The following is a 21,049-nucleotide window of genomic DNA, read 5'->3' as shown; positions in this document are numbered from 1 at the left end:
TAATGAAACTCACATTTTTCACCATGCAATTTCCAGTTTCCTCCGAAACGTTTGTGCTGAATCAGGTCACGCATTTTATTGATATAGGTTATGACGTTGAAATTATAGCCGTTTTTCCAGGCGATTTGGTTAACCGTCATGCCGCGTTCGATCGTTATAATCTCGCTGCCAAAACGCATTATCTGTTGCCTGATGATAAGGATGGCAAAACAGCCAAGCTGGCACAGCGTCTGGCAATCATATTGCCAAAAATCCTTAAACCCGGCACGCTGAAATCATTCCATATCGGGCGATATGGCGCCCAATCCAGCAAGCTGCTGCTGCCGGCAATTGTTGCCGCTAACAAAAAGCCCTTTGCGGCAGATATTTTCCTTGTCCATTTTGGCTATGCCGGCGCGTTGGCCAATAAGCTGCGTGAACTGAAGGTGCTGCAGGGCAAACAGGTTACCGTGTTTCACGGTGCGGATATTTCTCGTCGCCATATTCTGGAAGAGCATAAGAAGGATTACCCCAGGCTATTTGCTCAAAACGAGTTGCTGCTACCCATCAGCCGTCTGTGGCAGCACAAACTGATTGCTATGGGCTGTCCGGCGGAGAAGATTAACGTTACGCGCATGGGCATTGAGCCAGAAAAATTTAACCTTAAGCTACGCGATGCGCTACATCAGCCGCTACGTATTCTCTCCGTAGCGCGCCTGACCGAAAAGAAAGGTTTAGGCGTGGCAATTGAAGCCTGCAGGATTTTGAAACAGCAGGGCGGGTGCTTCGAGTACACTATCATTGGCTACGGCGATCTTGAAGCTCAACTGAAGACCGCCATTGCTGACGGCGATCTGGAAGACTGTGTCAAGCTGGTTGGTTTTAAGCCGCAAGAAGAGATTAAACGCTATCTGGATGAAGCAGATATTTTTCTGCTGCCTTCACTGACTGCCGCCGACGGCGATATGGAAGGCATTCCGGTTGCGCTGATGGAAGCTATGGCGGTGGGATTGCCTGTGGTTTCCAGCGAACACAGCGGTATACCGGAGCTTATTGAACACAATGTATCGGGCTGGCTGGCACCTGAGGGCGATGCGCAGGCTCTGGCGGCTATCTTGTTGAGGCTCTCACAGGGTGAGGCGGATGTAGTTCCGGTAGTGCTGGCGGCACGCGCTAAGGTTGAAACTGAATTTAATCAGCATATTGCCTATCGCCAGTTGGCAGAAATTCTGGAGCGGTTAGCGTGAGCAGCTTAAAGAATCAGGCCATCTGGCTGTTTGGTGCCACCTGCTTTGCCGCTGCATTACAGGTTGTGCAGCTTGGCGTGCTGGCACGCAAACTCGAAGCACACGAGCTGGGTATTCTGGCCATTATCAACGCTATTCTTGCGGTGGCGATGGTGCTGCAGGATATGGGAATGAGCAGTTATATTGTTCATCGACAGAATATCACCCGTAAAGAGCAGAGCACGATTTACTGGGTAAACGTCCTGCTTAGCATGCTGACAGGCTTGCTGCTGGTGGCTATTGCCTGGCCAATCTCCTGGTTTTATCATCTTCCGCAGCTTGGCGGGCTGATTATGCTTACCAGCCTGAACTTTCTGGTGCTGGGGTCGCTATCGCAATATCAGGCACATTTTATCAAAGCCAAGCGAATGATATTGCTGGCAAAAATAGAGATGGTAACCAAGTTTCTTGCCTTTGCGTTCACGGTGATATTGCTTTATTACTCTCCGCTCGGCGTCTCTGCGGTTATCCTCGGTCTTTTTGCCAATGCGGCTTTGCGCATTGGGTGCATGATCTGGTTCGGGGATAAATCCTGGCGGCCCACATTCGAATTTGACCAGGGCACGTTTTACAGCTCGCTCAAATACGGGATTTATCAGCTGGGTTCACAAACCATTAATCAGCTGCGTACTCAGGCAGATTCGCTGATCGTCGGTAAAGTGATGGGTGCAGAGCTGCTCGGGGTATATTCTCTGGCTAAAGAATTGATACTTCAGCCCCTTAAGCTGGTGACACCGGTGATTAACCGTCTGGCTTTACCGCGCTTTGCCGAGAAACAACACGATCCTGTGCGCCTGCAGCAGCTGTTTCTCAAAGGCACTTTCGTTATCATGCTGTTCAGCGCGATCATGTATCTGGCCATCGGCATTCTTTCCCCGGTAATTGTACGCGTGCTATATGGGCCGGCGCACGAAGCCGTGGGGCAACTGATCCCATTGATGTTACTGTTTGGCATGCTAAGGCCGATGGGAGGATTGACCGGAGCTATTTCTCAGGCGAATGGCCGTACCAATGTCGAATTTTACTGGAACGTTGTGGCGAGCATCATTGTGGTACTGGTCCTGGCATCGGTATGGATCTGGCCACAAGTAGAGTATGTAGCGTTAACGTTATCGATTTCTCAGGTACTGATATCCGTCTTTGCCCACCCGTTCTTTATTAAACCGGTGATAGGAATCCGCTTCTTGCCGTATGCACGCCAGTGGATTTCAGTTTCAGCGGTGTTTGTCGGAATTATTGCGCTGGTCAGTCATTATAATTTGTTTATCATGCCTGAATGGTTCAGCCGCTGGCTCTGACCCGGCGTTAATATCAAGGTCACCCTCACGGTGACCTTTTTTATGGTCGAAGCCCGCTGTATTTTTTTCGGATTAAGATTATACTTGCGAATCATCTCTTTAATGCATAATGAATTTGTGTTTCAACATCATTCATATGGAAAAATTATGACCAAGCTTAAAGCAGTTATCCCGGTTGCAGGTCTCGGAATGCATATGCTTCCTGCAACAAAAGCTATTCCTAAAGAGATGCTGCCCGTCGTCGATAAGCCTATGATCCAATACATTATCGATGAGTGCGTGGCAGCGGGTATTAAGGAAATTGTTCTGGTCACCCATGCATCCAAGAATGCGGTTGAAAACCATTTTGATACCTCCTACGAACTGGAAGCCTTGCTTGAAGCCCGCGTTAAACGCTCCTTGCTCAGCGAGGTAAAATCTATCTGCCCACCAGGTGTGACGATCATGAACGTGCGCCAGCCACAGCCGCTGGGGCTGGCTAATGCTCTGTTATGCGCCCGTCCAATGCTGCATGATGAAGCGTTTGTGGTGGTGCTGCCTGACGTGCTGCTGGATAATGCCAGCGCCGATCCGTTGCGTTACAACCTGGCGGCGATGGTAGCGCGTTTTGAAGAAACCGGGCGTAGCCAGGTGCTGGCTCACCACATGCCGGACGCCGATCTTTCAGAGTATTCAGTGATTACCACCGAGGAGCCGTTGGACTTCCCAGGTAAAGTGAGCTCCATTCTGGAATTCGTAGAAAAACCAGAAAACCCGGAAGCGCTGAATTCCGATCTCGCCGCAGTAGGGCGTTATGTGTTGTCTGCCGATATCTGGCCCGAGCTGGAAGCGCTGGAGCCGGGTGCATGGGGTCGCTACCAGCTAACTGATGCCATCGTCAGTTTGAATAAGAAAACGCCTGTTGATGCGCAACTGCTCAGTGGCGATAGCTTTGACTGCGGGCGCAAACTTGGTTATATGAAAGCTTTTGTTACCTGGGGCTTGCGTAATCACAGTCAGGGGCGTGCGTTCCGCGATGAGATCCAGAAAATTTTGGCCAAATAATCCCAAATCTGAGCACAGCCGTGCCACTTGCGCGGCCTGACTGAAGGAGTCTGAATGTCTATTTTAGTCACGGGGGGAGCAGGCTATATTGGATCCCATACCGTACTCTCATTGCTGCAACGTGGCGATGACGTGGTGATACTGGATAATCTGAGTAATGCATCGCGCGAGTCAATTAATCGTGTTGAAAAGCTAACCGGTAAAACGGCGACTTTCTTCGAAGGGGACCTCCTCGATCGTAGCTGTTTGCGGAGTGTTTTCAGCGCTCACCGTATCAGCGCAGTGATCCACTTTGCCGGACTTAAGGCTGTAGGGGAGTCGACGCGCAAACCGCTGGAGTATTACCAAAATAATGTCACCGGTACGCTGGTACTGCTGGAAGAGATGCGCAGTGCAGGGGTGAATCAATTTATTTTCAGCTCGTCTGCCACCGTATATGGAGCCGATGCGCCAGTACCTTATGTTGAAACCACGCCAATTGGCGGTACCACCAGCCCCTACGGCACGTCTAAGCTGATGGTTGAACAGATTTTACGTGACTACGCCAAAGCTAACCCTGAATTCAAAACTATTGCATTACGCTATTTTAATCCGGTCGGTGCTCATGAATCCGGTCAGATTGGCGAAGATCCTAACGGTATCCCAAACAACCTGCTACCGTATATTGCTCAGGTCGCCATCGGTCGGCTGGAAAAACTCGGCATATTCGGTGATGACTATCCGACTGAGGATGGCACCGGCGTGCGGGACTACATCCATGTGATGGATCTGGCAGAGGGACACCTCAAGGCACTGGATCATCTTTCGGCGATTGAAGGTTATAAAGCCTATAATCTTGGCGCGGGGAAAGGCTACTCGGTGCTGGAAATGGTTAAGGCGTTTGAAAAAGCGTCTGGCCGCACGGTCGCATATCAGATTTCTCCACGTCGTGATGGCGACCTGGCTGCTTTCTGGGCCGATGCCACGCTGGCTGATAAAGAGTTGAACTGGCGCGTCTCGCGCGGTATTGACGAGATGATGCGTGATACATGGAACTGGCAGAGCCAGAATCCCCAAGGCTATAGTTGATCGATAGCATCAACTTAAGTAAAACCCAGCGAATGCTGGGTTTTTTTGTTAAAAAAAACTGTTGAATGTATTGTTAACCATCAGAAAGTCATATCTTTTTAGTCTTAGATTAAGTATCTTATCCAGCCTGAAGCAGTAGCCTTTACACTGCTAAATCGGCCAAAACAGTGCCGGGAATGTACCATTTTCATTAGTTTTCATAAAATGCGAATGATATAATTCATACTTGGCTTACCAGTAAGTGGCTGTTTACAACAGACAATAGTCAGATGCATCAGCACGCTGAGAGCTGCAACTCAGAGGCGGTAGCGTGCTTTTTTTATGAGAATGACCTTACCTTCTCCGCTTCCCATCTTAACCTCAATTAAAGAAAACCGCAGTGTATTGAGAAATACTATGAAAATTTTGGTAACGGGTGGTGCTGGCTTCATAGGTTCAGCAGTCATACGCCATATCATTAACAATACTGATGATACTGTATTAAATATTGATAAACTTACTTATGCAGGCAATTTAGAGTCTTTGCAGGAAATCAGTGATAACCCACGTTATCATTTCTCCAAAACAGACATTTGCGACTCAGAGTCCCTGAAACGTGCATTTAATGACTTCGAACCCGACGTTGTTATGCACCTGGCTGCGGAAAGTCATGTCGACCGATCAATCGATGGTCCGGCGGCCTTCATTGAGACAAACATTATCGGAACATATGTTTTACTTGAAGCTGCGAGAATGTATTGGCTTGGGCTGCCTGTCGAAAGAAAAGAAGCATTCAGATTTCATCATATATCTACAGATGAAGTATTTGGTGATTTACACGGCACTGAAGATTTGTTTACCGAGCAAACCGCTTATGCGCCCAGCAGTCCTTACTCTGCTTCGAAAGCTTCCAGCGACCATCTGGTCAGAGCCTGGCAGCGTACCTATGGTCTACCGGTACTGGTAACAAACTGTTCCAACAATTATGGGCCATACCATTTCCCGGAAAAATTAATTCCTCTGACGATATTAAATGCGCTGGCAGGAAAACCACTGCCCATTTACGGTAACGGTAGACAGGTTCGAGACTGGCTTTATGTGGAAGATCACGCCAGAGCATTATATCGTGTAGCCACTACAGGTGTCGTTGGTGAAACTTATAATATTGGTGGTCATAACGAACGACAGAACATCGAAGTTGTGAATACTATCTGCAGCATCCTGAATCGTCTTGTAGTCGATAAGCCCTGTGGTATTGCCGACTTTGCTACACTTATCACTTTTGTCCAGGATCGTCCGGGACATGATTTACGTTATGCGATCGATGCCACAAAAATTGAAAAAGAACTGGGTTGGTTACCCGAAGAGACCTTCGAAACGGGACTTGAGAAGACCGTGCAATGGTATCTGAAAAATACAGAGTGGTGGCAACGGGTTCTGGATGGATCGTACGCCGGTGAAAGATTAGGCTTAGAGGTAAAAGAATTTTTTTGATATGAAAGGTATTATTTTAGCAGGGGGATCTGGCACACGCCTTCATCCTATCACACGAGGCTTATCGAAGCAGCTCTTGCCGGTTTATGATAAGCCAATGATCTACTACCCTCTTTCAGTGCTGATGTTGGCAGGTATTAAAGATATCCTTATCATTACTACACCGCAGGATCTGAGTTCGTTTCAAAGATTGCTTGGTGACGGTGGTGATTTAGGTATCAACCTCCAATTTGCCATACAACCCAACCCGGATGGATTAGCCCAGGCATTTATCATTGGCGAGAAGTTTATTGACGGCGACGAATGTGCTTTGGTTTTAGGTGATAATATTTTCTTTGGTCAGGGATTTGCTCCTGTTCTTGAGAATATAGCGACAAAGAAAACAGGTGCAACAGTATTTGGCTATCAGGTCAAAGATCCTGGTCGTTTTGGTGTTGTAGAGTTTGATCAAAAATTCAAAGCTCTTTCAATTGAAGAAAAACCTGAGGATCCAAAATCAAATTGGGCAGTCACAGGGCTGTACTTTTATGATAAAAATGTAGTTGAGATGGCGAAAAAAGTAACACCATCTCACCGTGGTGAATTAGAGATTACCGCACTAAATGAAATGTACCTTAAGGATGGCTTGCTTGAGGTTGAGTTATTAGGGCGCGGGTTTGCGTGGTTAGATACCGGAACTCATGATAGCTTGATCGAGGCATCACAATTTATACATACCATTGAAAAAAGACAAGGTTTAAAAGTAGCTTGCCTTGAAGAAATCGCTTTCAGAAAAGGTTGGATAACCAAATCTCAATTAGCTGATTTGGCAAAATCACTTGAGAAAACAGATTACGGCAAATATCTTTATAGCGTCATTAGTGGCTAAATATCAGAACTTCAATATTGGCCTTTTGAGCAGATTTTATTTAATTAAGAGCTGAATACAGCAGGATGCTGTATTCAATAAATATTCACTTACAGAGTAAGTGAATTGAGGGAGTTACCATGCCGACGGTTTTGATATTAGGAGGTTCAGGATTTATAGGAACCAATCTGATTGCTTTTTACTGCAATAAAAACTACAAAGTTATCACTTTTGGACGTTCGATGCCGGTAATTGAACATCCCAATCTTGAGATAATTGTGGGTGATATCAGGAACTTGGTTGAATTAGAGCAGGTATTCAATAATCACGAAATAGATCTTGTATTTCACTCGTTGACAAGTATCTCAGCTACGGATTCTTTTGGTAGCTGCCAGAGTTTAGTGTCAGTAAACCTATCTTGCTTAATTGATACCATCTCTTTGATGAGAAAGTACAGTGTACATAAAATGGTGTATTTTTCATCCGGCGGATCGATTTATGGCGTATCTGATGCCCCAATCAATGAGCAGCACGAATTATCTCCGGTTAGTTTTTACGGATGGATAAAGGAAGTTTCAGAACGTTATCTGGCATATGAAAATCGAATAAACACTAAATTCAATTATTTGATATTACGTCCTTCCAATGTATATGGGCAATATCAAAAGTTAAACAGGATAATCGGCGTAGCCCTAAAAAATGCTTTAAAGAAAGAAAATATGCACATATATGGCGATGTAGATATCTGCAAAGATTATATACATATAGATGATGTTTGTGAAATAACGCACGCTTTAGTCGAGAGTAATAACTCCTGGAATGATATATATAATATTGGTTCAGGGAAAGGGACGAGTTTGAAAGAAATATTGCACTACGCTGAAGTCATTAGTGGCAATAAATTGAAGTTAGTCATGCATGATAAAAAGGCCGGCGATATTAGTTATAGCATCCTTGATATTTCTAAAGTACAAGCTAAAATTGGCAAACGAAGCTTCATACCAGTTTATGAAGGGATGAAAAGCATGCATCTCTATGTACATCAGCAGCTAAGTACTGATTCTGTTACGAGCTGATCAATTCAATGCTAGTTTGAATTTTAAATCTGTACAACCTTCCTCGTGAAGTAATCTAATGATGAGAAATTTATGAAGTTTAATATAGGTTACCTTTATGATCTGGTAACAGTCATAACTCAAAAAGAACTCAAAGTCAGATACAAAAGCAGCTTCTTTGGGTATCTTTGGTCTATAGCAAATCCTCTATTGTTTGCCATGATATATTTTTTCATCTTCAAGCTTATAATGAGAGTTCAGATACCCAACTATACCGTTTTTATTATCACTGGATTATTTCCGTGGCAGTGGTTTGCCAGCTCGGCGAGTAATGCACTATTTTCTTTCTTATCCAATGCTCAAATAATTAAAAAAACAGTTTTTCCACGTTCTGTGATCCCGCTAAGTAATGTGCTGATGGAATGCTTGCACTTTCTCTGTACAATCCCAGTTATACTTGTATTTCTATTTATCTATGACATGCGTCCAGCACTTAATTGGCTCTGGGGTATTCCAATAATCGGCTTGGCTCAAATTATATTAATGCTGGGTGTTGCCCTTATGTTTTCAACGCTCAATCTGTTCTTCCGTGATTTAGAGAGGTTTGTGAGTCTGGGGATCATGTTACTGTTCTATTGCACACCAATTTTATATTCTGCAGAAATGATTCCTCAAAAATATAAATGGTTGATCGATTATAATCCTCTTGCCTCAATGATACTCAGTTGGCGTGAATTATTTATGCATAATACACTTAACTATGCTTTGGTGAGTGAGGTTTATGTCTACGCTGCGATTTCCCTACTTATTGGCAGCTTGGTTTTCAATAAGCTCAAACATAGATTTGCAGAGATTTTATAATGAGTGTTGTAATTGAATTCATTAATGTAACTAAATCATACCCGTTATACCATCACATCGGATCAGGCATTAAAGAGCTTATTTTCAATCCACGTAGAGCCTTGAGTTTATTAAGTGGTCGCAGTTATCTTGCAATTGAGCATATAAACTTCAGGATCGAAAAAGGGGAGTCCGTAGCATTAATTGGCCGAAACGGTGCTGGAAAGAGTACATCCCTCGGTTTGGTCGCTGGTGTATTGAAACCAACAGTAGGGAAAGTTAATGTCGTCGGACGCGTGGCATCGATGCTGGAGCTAGGTGGTGGATTTCATCCTGAGTTAACTGGCAGAGAAAATATAAGGCTGAACGCCACTCTTTTGGGATTACGCCGCAAAGAGCTTAAAGCCCGAATAAACGATATTATCGAGTTTTCTGAATTAGGCGAATTCATTGACGAACCCATACGAGTCTACTCTAGCGGTATGCTGGCAAAGCTCGGTTTTTCTGTTATTTCGCAGGTCGATCCGGACATATTAATTATTGATGAAGTGCTGGCAGTCGGCGACATCGCCTTCCAAAGGAAATGCATCAAAACTATAAATGAATTCAAAAGAAAGGGCGTCACCATTCTCTTTGTTAGCCATAATTTATCCGATATCGAAAAAGTATGTGATCGAGTTATCTGGATCGAAAATCATCGCTTAAAAATGACTGGTAGATCCAGTGAAGTTATCAGTGCCTATAAAACTGCAATGGCTTAAAATTATATCAAGAGTCTACATTGAATGAATATTTCCATCTACACATCACATCACAAACCGAGTGCCTTTTTAAGCTCTCCAGTAATCAAACCTATTCACGTAGGTAAAGCTAATTCTCTCGATGAGATATGCTGCGCGGGAGACGACAGTGGGGATAGCATTTCGCTTAAAAATCCCTTTTACTGTGAATTAACCGCTCACTATTGGGTTTGGAAAAATACTGACATCTCTGACTATGTTGGTTTCATGCACTACCGGAGACATTTCAATTTTTCTGACGATCAGTATAAAGATGAAGATGTGTGGGGCATGGTCAGTCGCTCTGAAATTGATGCTGACTACGAAAATGAGTTTGGTTTAGATGAAGATTCAATAAAAAAATGCATCGGTGACGCAGACTTGCTTTTGCCTAAAAAATGGTCGGTGAAAGCAGCAGGAAACATAAACAATTTTGAGCATTATAAAGTTTCTGATCACTTACACATCGAAGACTATCAAAACGCACTTGACATTTTAACCGATAAGTATCCTGAGTACAAAAAAGCTGTAACTCTATTTAATGATGCACATAACGGATATTACACTAATATGTACGTTATGAAGCGAGATCTATTTATAGAGTATTCAGATTGGTTATTCTCAATTTTGAGCGATCTTGAGGAAACCCTTTATTTTAAAAACTATTCACAGCAGGAAAAAAGAGTATTCGGACATATATCTGAAAGACTATTCAATATTTTTATTATCAAAAAAATCGCTGACTCAAAAATAAAAATCAAAGAAATACAGCGTACTTTTATCAGAAAAGAAACATTTAATAGCTATCTTTTACCGCAGTATATCTCCAACTCAGTACCTGTAGTGATTTGCTCGGATGATAATTATGCGATGGCGTTAGGCGGGTTAATTAAATCAATAATAAATAATGCAAGTAGTGATAAAAACTACGATTTGGTTATTTTAGATAACGGATTAACTGTTAAAAACAAGCATCGAATACTTTCACTGATCAAGGATATCACTAATTTCAGTGTTCGTTTTTTCAGCGTACATGCTTTCGATGAAATAAAAGATGCTTATATCAGACCACCTTTTACTATCGCTACATATTCCAGACTTTTTATTCCCCGCCTTTTTAGACATTTTGAAAAGGTAGTCTTTATTGATACCGACACCGTTGTTGAAAGTGACCTGGCGGAACTGATAGACATATCCATGGGTGATAATCTTGTCGCCGCTGTCCAGGATATTGTAATGGAAGGATTTGTTAAGTTCGGCAATATTGCAGAGTCTGATGACGGTATACAAACCGCTGGAGAATATCTTAAATCAAAGCTCGCCTTGAGCAAGCCTGAAGAATATTTCCAGGGTGGGATTATGGTCTTCAATATCGAAGCAATGAATAAAGAGAATATTTTCTCCCGGTTGATGAGTGAGCTCAAGGGACAAAGCTTCTGGTTTCTTGACCAAGATATAATGAATAAGGTATTCCACGGACGGGTGCATTTTTTACCACTGGAATGGAACGTATATCATGGCAATGGCCATACTGATACATTTTACCCGAATCTGAAGTTTTCTACTTACAGTCGTTACCTTAAGGCTAGAAAAAATCCCAAAATGATCCACTTTGCAGGCGAGAATAAGCCTTGGCATACAGATAAAGTAGATTATTATGATAACTTCATCAAAAATATCCAAGGTACTCCCTGGGAGCTGGAAGTTTATTCAAAACTTATTCATTTATCTGCCCCAGCCTCAACAATTCACACTAAAAACATTGAGATGGGTTTATTACAGACAAAGATAAAAGAAAATTACTCCCATATCTCGATAGAATTGCTCCACGAGGGACCAAGCGTCGAAGCGACATAGCCCGTCTCTATTACAAAATCAGACGCAGCATTTTAGGTTAGGACAAATAAAAATGAGCAAAAAAATTTTAATAGTAGGTGCGGGTTTTTCTGGTGTCGTCATCGCCCGTAAGCTGGCCGAAAATGGGCATAAAATTCGTGTTATCGATCGCCGTAATCACATCGCGGGTAACTGTTATGATGCTAGGGACCAGGAAACGAATGTTATGGTTCATACCTATGGCCCACATATCTTTCATACTGATAATAAAGAAGTATGGGATTTCATAAATCAATTTACAAATATGATGCCTTATATAAACAGGGTCAAGGCCACTTACAATGGGAAAGTTTTCTCACTTCCTATTAATCTGCATACTATTAATCAATTTTTTAATAAAACATGTAGCCCTGATGAGGCGAGAAAACTGATCGAAAGCAAGGGTGATAGTTCAATCGAGTCTCCTGTTACCTTCGAGCAGCAGGCACTGAGGTTCGTGGGTAAAGAGCTATATGAAGCATTCTTCAAAGGCTACACAATCAAACAGTGGGGAATGGAACCTTCTGAGCTGCCAGCTTCGATACTCAAACGGTTACCAGTGCGTTTCAATTACGACGATAACTACTTTAATCATAAGTATCAGGGAATGCCAGAAAAAGGCTACACTGAGATGATTGAGAATATGGCTCAGCACCCGAATATCACTATTGAACTGAATGTTGATTATAATAATGAAGAGCGCAGCTCGTACGACCATATTTTCTACAGTGGCCCCCTGGATGCTTTTTATAATAATCAATTTGGCCGATTAGGCTATCGCACACTGGATTTTGAACGTTTTAGTTATGATGGTGATTATCAAGGATGCGCGGTAATGAATTATAGCGAGCAGGATGTACCTTATACCCGCATCACCGAGCATAAATATTTCTCTCCCTGGGAGACTCACGAAAAATCTATTTGCTATAAAGAATTCAGTCGATCTTGTGAGGAGTCAGACATCCCATATTATCCAATTCGCCAAATGGGAGAGATGAATATCTTGCATAAGTATCTTGATCTCGCCGAGAAAGAAAAAAATATTACTTTTGTAGGCCGTCTGGGTACTTATCGTTATCTCGATATGGATGTGACGATTGCCGAGGCATTGAATACTGCCGAAACTTATCTTGATTCAATTAATCATAAAAATAAGATAATGCCTGCGTTTACGGTATGTGTAAGATGAGGACGGTTGCATTAATTGTCACTTATAATCGTCTGGATAAGCTAATGCTGTGCTGGGCCTCAACGGCCCGCCAATCGTTTGACGATATTGTTATTGTTAACAATGCTTCTACCGACGGAACCAAGCTGTGGCTTGACGCTATAGTAGATCCAAGACTACATCGACTTCATCTATCGGATAACTCTGGTGGGGCCGGTGGGTTTAAAAAAGGTGCTCAATTCATAAAAGATACTATCAGTGCAGATTGGGTTTTCATCTATGATGATGATGCTTATCCACAAGATGATATTGTCGAATGTTTTGACCGTCTCTCCGAAGTAAATAGATACGATGCGCATGCTGCAAAGGTGATTGATTTATCTAACAATATTTGCAAAATGAATGCACCATGGATTAAGTATCCAGTTAGCTTCAAAGAAAATATTGCTTATCTGAGAGAGCCACACTTATATTGTGTTAGTGGGGAGCGTCGTGAGCAAATTATATCATTCTCTTTTGTTGGTTTGATAATTAAAAAAGACCTCCTTTGCAATACTACTGATTATATCCACGACGACTTATTTATATACTTCGATGATGTCTACTATTCATATCATCTTCATCTTCGTGGCTCTCGGCTAAACTACTTACCTGAGATATCTTTTATGCATGATATAAATACTAATGTAAAGTCCATAAACCCAGGCTGGAAAGTTTATTATCTTGTCAGGAATTTACTGCTTGAAAATAAATATTTTGGTTCTGAGCGACCCTTTTCATTGTGTTTCATTTGCATGCGTCTGATAAAATATTTTACTATCTCAGTTAGACAACCATCCCCTTTGCAGTATATTAAGTACTTCTTTAAAGCTATAGTTGATGGGCGATCTCTGAAATCGGGACGGCGCCATTGATTGGTGTTCTTGCATGCATAAGATCTGCTATTTCGTTAATACTGACTGGTACTTTGATTTACATTGGTTAGAAAGGGCTTTGTCAGCCAGAGACAATGGTTATGAGGTTCACATTATCTGTAATTTTGATGATGAGATCATCTATGAAAAACTTAAAGGCCTGGGACTAAAATGCTACAAGCTTAATGTTCATTCCCAGTCACTTAGTGTGATAAGGTTCACAAGAAGTGTATATAAGTTTTTTTCCATTCTGAAGAGCATCTCGCCGGATATATTACATTGCATTACCATCAAACCAATAATTATTGGTGGGTTATACTCATTTTATAAAAAAAAACCTGTTGTTCTTAGCTTTGTCGGCCTGGGGAGACTTTTTGATGGCGAAACTACGCTTCTAAAAATATTGAAATATTTCATCACAAAAATATATAAAGTTATCTTCAAAAATCCAAAAGCTCTGTTTATCTTCGAACATAATTCTGACAGAGAGAGGCTATTGAAGTTAACCCACGGCCCCATTCACCAAACTGAAGTCATTGAAGGCGCGGGGGTTAATACCGATCTATTTCGTTATCAACCTGAACCCGTCAATGAAATTCCAATAATATTGTTTGCCAGCAGGCTAATTTGGTCTAAAGGTCTCTATGATCTCATTCAAGCAAAGCTGAAACTCAAAGATCAAGATGTTCACTTCAGGATACTTGTGGCGGGGATTACTGTTACTGATGATAAAGATGCCATCAAGGATTCAGTAATAGAAAAGTGGGTAGAAAATGGGTGGATTGAATGGCTTGGCAAGTCTGATGACGTTGCCCGGCTGATTAGCGGAGCGAATCTGGTTGTTTTACCTTCTGTCTACAACGAGGGGATCCCCAGAATTTTACTCGAATCATGCGCAATTGGCCGTGCGTGTGTCTGCTACGATAGCGGAGGTTGTGGAAGTCTTGTTATCGATGGTGAAAATGGCTTCCTGGTCAGTAAACATGATATTGATTCACTCGCTGAACGCATCGGTTATCTGCTCCAATACCCTTCGACCAGAATAAAAATGGGCAGGCGTGGTACAGAGATCATTTCAGAGAAATTTTCTTCTGAAATTGTTATCGCCAGCACGCTTGCCGCCTATAACGAATTAATATAGCTCGATTGATAATAATTTCATCAATCGATACAGAACTATATTTATCCTGTTCAACGTAAAGAATCCTTTATTTCTTTTAATATGTTTTCTGAAGCTTTTTTTATGTTTAGTAGTTCATTTAAGGTAGTTTTGCGCTGTTGTTTGTAGCAATCTTGCGAAGTTGTCATAAAATTATTTATAGCTTCTTTTACGCCATTGAAGTCAGATACCCGGCAAACACTTTTTGCAATTATCTCGCCGCTCGTTAAGAATGGAAGGTGGTCATTACGTTCTAAAAACACCACCGGCTTTTCCAATATTTGATATTCCAGCAGCCAGCTTATACCATCAATTATTAACGCATCTGATGCTTTAAATATTGCTCCGTAAGTATTGTTCTCGAATAGCATAGTATTAGGTAGATCATTCCATTCCTTGAAAAACAGATCGATTTTATGTCTGATATGATCATATTTCTCGCTTTCTAATGTAGTAAGCAAGGCCGGATGAGGACTAAAGACAATATCTATTTGAGGATTCTCCTTCGCCCATTCAAGCATTTGTTGATAAATCTCCAGGAATGTACCGAAGTTAGACCAGTTTTTCTCAATACTATGATGAGCTCCCCACAGAACACGATAGTTCCTTCTCCCGTCTGGCCATGAAATGGGCCAAGTTCCTTCTGATGAAAGTAACTTCTCAACTTTAGGATGACCCGTGACGAAAATCCGTTCTTCACTTATCCCGGAGCTCTCCTTAAGTGAATCATATGCATACTCATTCGCCACAAAAAGCATAGAGCAATGCTTATGGAATACACTGTTTTCAATGTTCGGATCGACATTGCCGAGGAAATTCATGATTTCGTAGGGGACGTAAGCAAGATGCGCGAAATTTATTTCTTGCGATGCAAATGCCGGAGGGATATCCGCATCCCATTGCGATTGCCTGAAAATAACATCCGGGTTTATTGTTTTGAGTATATCAAGATCTTCGTAAGAATCATCTGAGTTAAGGCGAATGTGTTCTATGTTCTGTTCAATTAGTTTTTCATGCACTACGTCTTCACCACCAAAACAGACTTCACCTGGGAATTTCTTGTTTATGCTTGCAACGGTTGGGTGAAAGCTACTGTCATCTCGCATTGCCTTATATACCGGGCTGAGACTGTCCCAGGCGGTAATATTATGCACGAGGAAAATGCAAGATATCTTGTCGCTTCGACATCTTACCTTACGTGAAAGGCAGTGTAAGGTTTGCTTGGCAATAGCAGCTTGATTTTTTAACAGCAGGCATTGTTCAGCCATTTGCTGGATGAGATATTTGGGGTTTTCACCTTGCAGCCATTCTGTACTTTTATCTAACTCATCTTTTTGGCTACCAGCTTCTGACTGAAGTTTTTTCAAACGATGAATCAATTCATCATTTTGTTTGATGATAATATCCTGATTGCGCAAACTCAGGTCTTGCCTCTTATACAGGTAAGGGTAGATGAAAGATTTTATTCTACTTATCAACATATTGTTACCTTGTTTAGCATTTTCTTTGTTCGATTTTCTAATAAGTATACAGGTTTTTTATAATTTCTCTTAAGTCAACATATACTTTTTTGTGTTAAATGCACCCATTTTTTCTTGAGAGGTTCATGATTTGTTCCCGGAGAGCGTCTCGCATTAGGTTTTTTTTTAAACAAATTTCCATCTGCAGCCTGACGACCCTTTTATCCTGATGCTTTTTTCTACCTATCCCATCTATCGCTTTATGCATGTGTTCTATTTAAGTTAATATCAGGGCATCCATTTGCGAGGTGTACTTCACCCCGTTCACACTTCCTGACAGGAGTTTGTAATGTCCAAGCAACAGATCGGCGTTGTAGGTATGGCGGTAATGGGCCGTAATCTGGCTCTTAACATCGAGAGCCGCGGCTACTCAGTCTCTATCTTCAACCGCTCACGTGAAAAAACCGATGAAGTCGTCGCAGAGAATCCGGGCAAGAAGCTGGTTCCACATTACACCATCGAGGAGTTTGTCAGCTCCCTGGAAAAACCGCGCCGTATCCTGCTGATGGTGCAGGCCGGTGAAGCAACCGATAAAACCATCGCTTCCCTCACCCCTCATCTCGACAAAGGCGATATTCTGATCGACGGGGGTAACACCTTCTACAAAGATACCATTCGTCGTAACCGCGAGCTGTCTGAACAGGGCTTCAACTTCATTGGTACCGGCGTTTCCGGTGGCGAGGAGGGCGCACTGAAAGGCCCATCAATTATGCCTGGTGGTCAGAAAGAAGCTTATGAACTGGTTGCGCCAATCCTTACCGAAATTGCAGCCGTTGCCGAAGGCGAAGCCTGTGTGGCCTACATGGGGCCAGACGGTGCCGGTCATTATGTGAAAATGGTGCACAACGGCATTGAGTACGGCGATATGCAGCTGATAGCTGAAGCCTACTCCCTGCTGAAAGGCGCGCTGAATCTTAGCAATGAAGAACTGGCTGAAACCTTTAGCAAGTGGAATGAAGGTGAACTGAGCAGCTACCTGATTGACATCACCAAAGATATCTTCACCAAGAAAGATGAAGAAGGTCACTACCTGGTCGATGTGATCCTTGACGAAGCGGCAAACAAAGGTACCGGTAAGTGGACCAGTCAAAGCTCGCTGGATCTCGGCGAGCCGCTGTCACTGATCACCGAATCGGTGTTTGCCCGCTATCTTTCTTCGTTGAAAACCCAGCGCGTTGCGGCCTCTAAAGTGCTGTCTGGCCCGAAAGTGCAGGCCGTTAGCGCTGATAAAGCCGAATTTGTTGAGAAAGTGCGTCGTGCGCTGTACCTCGGCAAAATTGTTTCTTACGCGCAGGGCTTCTCACAACTGAAAGCCGCTTCTACTGAGAATAACTGGGATCTCAACTACGGTGAAATCGCCAAGATCTTCCGTGCCGGTTGCATCATCCGCGCCCAGTTCCTGCAGAAAATCACCGATGCTTACGAAGATAATGCCGATATCGCGAACCTGCTGTTAGCGCCTTACTTCAAAAACATTGCTGATGAGTACCAGCAGGCGCTGCGTGACGTGGTGGCTTACGCGGTGCAGAACGGCATCCCAACGCCAACCTTCTCTGCGGCTATCGCCTACTATGACAGCTACCGTTCAGCGGTGCTGCCGGCGAACCTGATCCAGGCGCAGCGCGACTACTTCGGTGCCCATACTTACAAGCGTACCGACAAAGATGGCGTGTTCCACACCGAATGGCTGGACTAATTTAGTCAGCAGATGAATTAAAGGCTTCCTTTGGGAAGCCTTTTTTTGCGTCAGGGCACCAGTCACTCTCCGCTCCTGCTTGTGTCAGCAGCGGAGTCAGTGGATCTGCTAACGCCTTAACGATGGTTGGAAACTGGCGGTTAAAATGCTGGCATTAAGCGTGATTAACACGCTCAGGGTGGCTGTTGTGCCGGCGTTGGCCCGGCGCAATTGGATTTGCCACCGCTGTGCCGGTAAACTCGTCCCTGTACCGCGCGGTCCGAACCTCGATGTGACGTGGCGATGGCAGACCAAAGTGGTAGCTATTGATTTCACGCCGTGCGGCTGCGATTTGGCCAGCGCTTAGCGTTCCTGCATGCCAGTCCACGCAGACATTTTTTGGCTTTTAGTGATGCGGCGGTGGCTAACCAGGCGCTAGCGGCTGAACCCGACCCACTGCGCCGCGCAGATACGCCGGTAATCTTCGGCATTGAGCACCATCGATTTTTCCAGCAGTCCGGCATTAAACGCCAGTTCCTGATAGCGGCTAAACAGGCTGGGATCGGCCACCAGTAGCAGTTGGGGGTGGAAACTGAACGGGGGGATAGCGCCAAACACGCAGCCGGTTAAGTTTTCGACTTCGGCCGGACTGGCCAGCGAAGCGCGGGTGCCGCCCAGCGCGCTGGCCAGTCCGGCAAGATTGGCCTGTTTATCTGCCGGTAGCACCGCCAGCACATGCTGTTTCACCCCATTTCCCTTTACGTGGCACACCAGCGCTTTCGCTCCCTGGCCCAGCTCGGTGCCACGTAATGCCGCCACCTCGGCGCATTTTCCCGTGGCTTCATGTTCCACAATCCGGTAACGGGCCTGATGGCGATTAAGCAGGGCGGTCAGTTTTTCAAACGTGCTCATGGCTGTTCCTGAATGCCATAAGGCCGGATAACCGGCCAGTGGCGGTGACGTTAGCTATGGGTGGCGCTGGCGCAGATGAGTAATGACCGCCGACAGGTTCAGGTTCTGATCCTGTAACAGCACCAGCAAGTGATAGACCAGATCGGCGGCTTCACTGGTCAGCTCCTGGCGATCGTTAACCGTGGCCGCCAGCGCGGTTTCCACGCCTTCTTCGCCGACTTTCTGTGCGATGCGCTTGGTGCCGCTGGCGTACAGCCGCGCGGTGTAGGAGCTTTCCGGGTCGGCATGTTTGCGTTCCGCCAGCAACTGCTCCAGCTGCCAGAGGAAGGTCCAGTCCGCTGCCGCCGGTGAGAAGCAGCTGGACGTGCCAAGATGGCAGGTTGCGCCAGCCGGCATGGCCAGTATCAGCAGCGTATCGTTGTCGCAGTCCGGGGTGATGCTCACCACATGCAGGAAATTTTCTGAGGTTTCTCCCTTGGTCCACAGACGCTGCCTGGTGCGTGACCAAAAGGTGACCTTACCGCTGGTCAGCGTTGTGGTCAGCGCCTGCTGATTCATATATCCGTGCATCAATACTTCGCCGGAAACGGCGTGTTGCACAATGGCTGGCATCATGCCGTCAGTTTTTTCCCAGTCCAGCCGGGACAGCTGTTGTTCTGTTAACACACGCGGATCTCCACACCTTTTTCAATCAGAAACTTTTTCAGTTCGCCAATATTGACTATCTGCTTATGAAATACCGAAGCGGCCAGTGCACCGTCAACGTCTGCGTCACGGAAAGCCTCATGGAAATGTTCCATGGTGCCGGCTCCGCCGGAAGCGATCAGCGGCACTTTACAGGCGGCGCGGACTTTTTGCAGCTGTATCAGGTCGTAACCCTTGCGCACGCCGTCCTGATTCATCATATTCAGCACAATCTCACCGGCACCGCGCTGCTGAACTTCCTTTACCCAGTCCAGGGTTTCCCAGTGGGTCACGCGGGTGCGCTTTTCATCGCCGGTATACTGATTAACATGGTACTGACCGCTCTCGCTGTCATACCAGGTATCAATGCCGACCACAATGCACTGCACGCCAAAGCGATCCGCCAGGCGGGTAATCAGCTCCGGATCGGCCAGCGCCGGGGAATTAATTGAGATTTTGTCCGCGCCAAAGGAGAGCAGTAGCGCAGCGTCTTCTACGGATTTAATACCACCCGCCACACAGAAGGGGATATCAATGACTTCCGCTACGCGCGAAATCCAGCTTTTGTCCACCACACGGCCGTCCGAGGACGCGGTGATATCATAAAACACCAGCTCATCAGCCCCTTCCGCTGCGTAACGCTGCGCCAGCGGCACGATATCACCAATAATTTCGTGGTTGCGAAACTGTACGCCTTTCACTACCTGCCCCTCACGCACGTCAAGGCAGGGGATTATCCGTTTTGCCAGCATGAAATGGCCTCCGATACGGTAAATTTATTTTCCAGCAGGGCGCGACCGACGATCACGCCCTGTGCGCCGCTGCCGCGCAGGGCGTTGATGTCTTCCAGCGAGCCGACGCCGCCAGAGGACTGAAAGGCAATCTGCGGATAGCGTGCCGACACTTCGCGATACAGATCGACGTTGGAACCTGCCAGCGTGCCATCGCGTGAGATATCGGTGCACAGCACATGCTTCAGGCCAAAGGGCAGGAACTGTTCAATCGCCTGTTCCAGCGTGATCCCTGCTGCCTCCTGCCAGCCGCCGATCGCCACTTCCTTACGATTAGCGGCGTCGATGCGCACATCCAGCGCCAGCACGATGGCGTCTGCGCCATATTGTTTAAACCACTGCTGTACGCTCTCAGGCTGTTTCACTGCGCTGGAGCCAACCACCACGCGCGTCGCACCGGCCTGTAGCAGGGCGTCCACATCGTTCTGATGACGAATGCCGCCGCCAACCTGTACCGGAACGTTCACGCCAGCCAGCAGTCGGGACAGCAGCGGGATCTGACGTGCTGCCGGATCTTTGGCTCCGGTCAGGTCGACCAGGTGCAGCACTTCCGCGCCCTGTTGCTGATAATCCTGTAAGCGCGGCAGCGCATCGCTGCCGTAGTCGCGCTGCTGGCCGTAATCGCCCTGATGCAGACGCACTACCTGGCCATCGATCAAATCTAATGCCGGAATAATCATCC

18 protein-coding genes and 1 pseudogene are annotated in these 21,049 nt (G+C 45.1%); 14 read left to right on the top strand and 5 right to left on the bottom strand.

Annotated elements, in window-relative coordinates; genetic code table 11:
* Positions 1-2 precede the first annotated feature (2 nt).
* The 13 genes and pseudogenes from JGC47_RS10640 (at position 3) to JGC47_RS10580 (ending at position 14,767) form a co-directional block, all read left to right on the top strand.
* Positions 3-1,226 (top strand): glycosyltransferase, encoded by a 1,224-nt coding sequence (locus JGC47_RS10640; RefSeq protein ID WP_004158313.1) that lies wholly within the window; start codon positions 3-5, stop codon positions 1,224-1,226.
* Positions 1,223-2,563, top strand: coding sequence for a lipopolysaccharide biosynthesis protein (locus JGC47_RS10635; protein WP_004158311.1), 1,341 nt, complete (start codon positions 1,223-1,225; stop codon positions 2,561-2,563). The genes JGC47_RS10640 and JGC47_RS10635 overlap by 4 nt, the downstream gene beginning before the upstream one ends.
* 147 nt (positions 2,564-2,710) lie before the next feature.
* Entirely contained in the window at positions 2,711-3,607 is an 897-nt protein-coding gene (gene galF / locus JGC47_RS10630; protein WP_013036109.1) for a UTP--glucose-1-phosphate uridylyltransferase GalF, read from the top strand.
* Positions 3,608-3,661: 54 nt separating this feature from the next.
* Positions 3,662-4,675 (top strand): UDP-glucose 4-epimerase GalE, encoded by a 1,014-nt coding sequence (galE, locus tag JGC47_RS10625; protein WP_004158307.1) that lies wholly within the window; start codon positions 3,662-3,664, stop codon positions 4,673-4,675.
* 396 nt (positions 4,676-5,071) lie between these two features.
* Positions 5,072-6,148: a dTDP-glucose 4,6-dehydratase gene (rfbB, locus tag JGC47_RS10620; RefSeq protein WP_013036108.1), complete on the top strand. Its 1,077-nt coding sequence runs from the start codon at positions 5,072-5,074 to the stop codon at positions 6,146-6,148.
* 1 nt (position 6,149) lies between these two features.
* Positions 6,150-7,016, top strand: coding sequence for a glucose-1-phosphate thymidylyltransferase RfbA (gene rfbA, locus JGC47_RS10615; RefSeq protein WP_004158304.1), 867 nt, complete (start codon positions 6,150-6,152; stop codon positions 7,014-7,016).
* A gap of 119 nt (positions 7,017-7,135) precedes the next feature.
* Positions 7,136-8,071, top strand: coding sequence for an NAD-dependent epimerase/dehydratase family protein (locus tag JGC47_RS10610; RefSeq protein WP_004158301.1), 936 nt, complete (start codon positions 7,136-7,138; stop codon positions 8,069-8,071).
* A gap of 72 nt (positions 8,072-8,143) precedes the next feature.
* Positions 8,144-8,911, top strand: a complete 768-nt coding sequence (locus JGC47_RS10605) for an ABC transporter permease (RefSeq protein ID WP_004158298.1) — start codon at positions 8,144-8,146, stop codon at positions 8,909-8,911.
* On the top strand, positions 8,911-9,651 hold the full coding sequence (locus JGC47_RS10600) for an ABC transporter ATP-binding protein (RefSeq protein WP_004158296.1): 741 nt from the start codon (positions 8,911-8,913) through the stop codon (positions 9,649-9,651). Before JGC47_RS10605 ends, JGC47_RS10600 begins: the two co-directional genes overlap by 1 nt.
* Positions 9,652-9,675: 24 nt before the next feature.
* Positions 9,676-11,567 (top strand): annotated as a pseudogene (locus tag JGC47_RS10595) (DUF4422 domain-containing protein).
* An 11-nt stretch (positions 11,568-11,578) separates the two neighbouring features.
* Positions 11,579-12,733 carry a UDP-galactopyranose mutase gene (gene glf, locus JGC47_RS10590; RefSeq protein WP_004158294.1) on the top strand — a complete coding sequence of 385 codons (1,155 nt, stop codon included), beginning with the start codon at positions 11,579-11,581 and terminating at the stop codon, positions 12,731-12,733.
* Entirely contained in the window at positions 12,721-13,626 is a 906-nt protein-coding gene (locus tag JGC47_RS10585; protein ID WP_004158293.1) for a glycosyltransferase, read from the top strand. Before glf ends, JGC47_RS10585 begins: the two co-directional genes overlap by 13 nt.
* Positions 13,627-13,639: 13 nt before the next feature.
* On the top strand, positions 13,640-14,767 hold the full coding sequence (locus JGC47_RS10580) for a glycosyltransferase family 4 protein (protein ID WP_004158292.1): 1,128 nt from the start codon (positions 13,640-13,642) through the stop codon (positions 14,765-14,767).
* Positions 14,768-14,817: 50 nt separating this feature from the next.
* On the opposite strand, the gene JGC47_RS10575 is transcribed toward JGC47_RS10580, so the two are convergent.
* The gene (locus tag JGC47_RS10575) at positions 14,818-16,266 is read right to left on the bottom strand and encodes a UDP-N-acetyl glucosamine 2-epimerase (RefSeq protein WP_004158291.1); all 1,449 of its coding nucleotides are present in this window, start codon (positions 16,264-16,266) and stop codon (positions 14,818-14,820) included.
* Positions 16,267-16,594: 328 nt separating this feature from the next.
* Between JGC47_RS10575 and gndA the strand changes: the two genes are divergently transcribed.
* Positions 16,595-18,001, top strand: coding sequence for an NADP-dependent phosphogluconate dehydrogenase (gene gndA, locus JGC47_RS10570; RefSeq protein ID WP_004158290.1), 1,407 nt, complete (start codon positions 16,595-16,597; stop codon positions 17,999-18,001).
* 414 nt (positions 18,002-18,415) lie between these two features.
* Here the strand turns inward: gndA and JGC47_RS10565 are convergent, their stop codons facing one another.
* The 4 genes from JGC47_RS10565 to hisA are packed head-to-tail and all read right to left on the bottom strand — an operon-like array spanning position 18,416 to position 21,047.
* The gene (locus JGC47_RS10565; RefSeq protein WP_004158289.1) at positions 18,416-18,892 is read right to left on the bottom strand and encodes a YbaK/prolyl-tRNA synthetase associated domain-containing protein; all 477 of its coding nucleotides are present in this window, start codon (positions 18,890-18,892) and stop codon (positions 18,416-18,418) included.
* A gap of 54 nt (positions 18,893-18,946) precedes the next feature.
* Positions 18,947-19,558, bottom strand: a complete 612-nt coding sequence (gene hisIE / locus JGC47_RS10560) for a bifunctional phosphoribosyl-AMP cyclohydrolase/phosphoribosyl-ATP diphosphatase HisIE (RefSeq protein ID WP_004158288.1) — start codon at positions 19,556-19,558, stop codon at positions 18,947-18,949.
* Positions 19,552-20,328: an imidazole glycerol phosphate synthase subunit HisF gene (gene hisF, locus JGC47_RS10555; RefSeq protein ID WP_004158287.1), complete on the bottom strand. Its 777-nt coding sequence runs from the start codon at positions 20,326-20,328 to the stop codon at positions 19,552-19,554. The genes hisIE and hisF overlap by 7 nt, the downstream gene beginning before the upstream one ends.
* Positions 20,310-21,047 carry a 1-(5-phosphoribosyl)-5-[(5-phosphoribosylamino)methylideneamino]imidazole-4-carboxamide isomerase gene (hisA, locus tag JGC47_RS10550; protein WP_004158285.1) on the bottom strand — a complete coding sequence of 246 codons (738 nt, stop codon included), beginning with the start codon at positions 21,045-21,047 and terminating at the stop codon, positions 20,310-20,312. Before hisA ends, hisF begins: the two co-directional genes overlap by 19 nt.
* Positions 21,048-21,049 lie beyond the last annotated feature (2 nt).

Origin of the sequence: Erwinia amylovora (assembly GCF_017161565.1) — a bacterium.
Lineage (GTDB): Bacteria > Pseudomonadota > Gammaproteobacteria > Enterobacterales > Enterobacteriaceae > Erwinia > Erwinia amylovora.
The sequence above is the reverse complement of the archived record's forward strand: the minus strand, read 5'-3'. Positions and strand labels throughout refer to the sequence as shown.

Bases quoted from the DNA above. Each gene is read 5' to 3' on its own strand.
- JGC47_RS10575 (WP_004158291.1), bottom strand. From the start codon at position 16,266: ATGTTGATAAGTAGAATAAAATCTTTCATCTACCCTTACCTGTATAAG.
- gndA (WP_004158290.1), top strand. From the start codon at position 16,595: ATGTCCAAGCAACAGATCGGCGTTGTAGGTATGGCGGTAATGGGCCGT.
- JGC47_RS10605 (WP_004158298.1), top strand. From the start codon at position 8,144: ATGAAGTTTAATATAGGTTACCTTTATGATCTGGTAACAGTCATAACT.
- glf (WP_004158294.1), top strand. From the start codon at position 11,579: ATGAGCAAAAAAATTTTAATAGTAGGTGCGGGTTTTTCTGGTGTCGTC.
- JGC47_RS10585 (WP_004158293.1), top strand. From the start codon at position 12,721: ATGTGTAAGATGAGGACGGTTGCATTAATTGTCACTTATAATCGTCTG.
- hisA (WP_004158285.1), bottom strand. From the start codon at position 21,047: ATGATTATTCCGGCATTAGATTTGATCGATGGCCAGGTAGTGCGTCTG.
- hisF (WP_004158287.1), bottom strand. From the start codon at position 20,328: ATGCTGGCAAAACGGATAATCCCCTGCCTTGACGTGCGTGAGGGGCAG.
- galF (WP_013036109.1), top strand. From the start codon at position 2,711: ATGACCAAGCTTAAAGCAGTTATCCCGGTTGCAGGTCTCGGAATGCAT.
- JGC47_RS10565 (WP_004158289.1), bottom strand. From the start codon at position 18,892: ATGAGCACGTTTGAAAAACTGACCGCCCTGCTTAATCGCCATCAGGCC.
- rfbB (WP_013036108.1), top strand. From the start codon at position 5,072: ATGAAAATTTTGGTAACGGGTGGTGCTGGCTTCATAGGTTCAGCAGTC.
- JGC47_RS10640 (WP_004158313.1), top strand. From the start codon at position 3: ATGAAACTCACATTTTTCACCATGCAATTTCCAGTTTCCTCCGAAACG.
- JGC47_RS10600 (WP_004158296.1), top strand. From the start codon at position 8,911: ATGAGTGTTGTAATTGAATTCATTAATGTAACTAAATCATACCCGTTA.
- rfbA (WP_004158304.1), top strand. From the start codon at position 6,150: ATGAAAGGTATTATTTTAGCAGGGGGATCTGGCACACGCCTTCATCCT.
- JGC47_RS10610 (WP_004158301.1), top strand. From the start codon at position 7,136: ATGCCGACGGTTTTGATATTAGGAGGTTCAGGATTTATAGGAACCAAT.
- galE (WP_004158307.1), top strand. From the start codon at position 3,662: ATGTCTATTTTAGTCACGGGGGGAGCAGGCTATATTGGATCCCATACC.
- JGC47_RS10580 (WP_004158292.1), top strand. From the start codon at position 13,640: ATGCATAAGATCTGCTATTTCGTTAATACTGACTGGTACTTTGATTTA.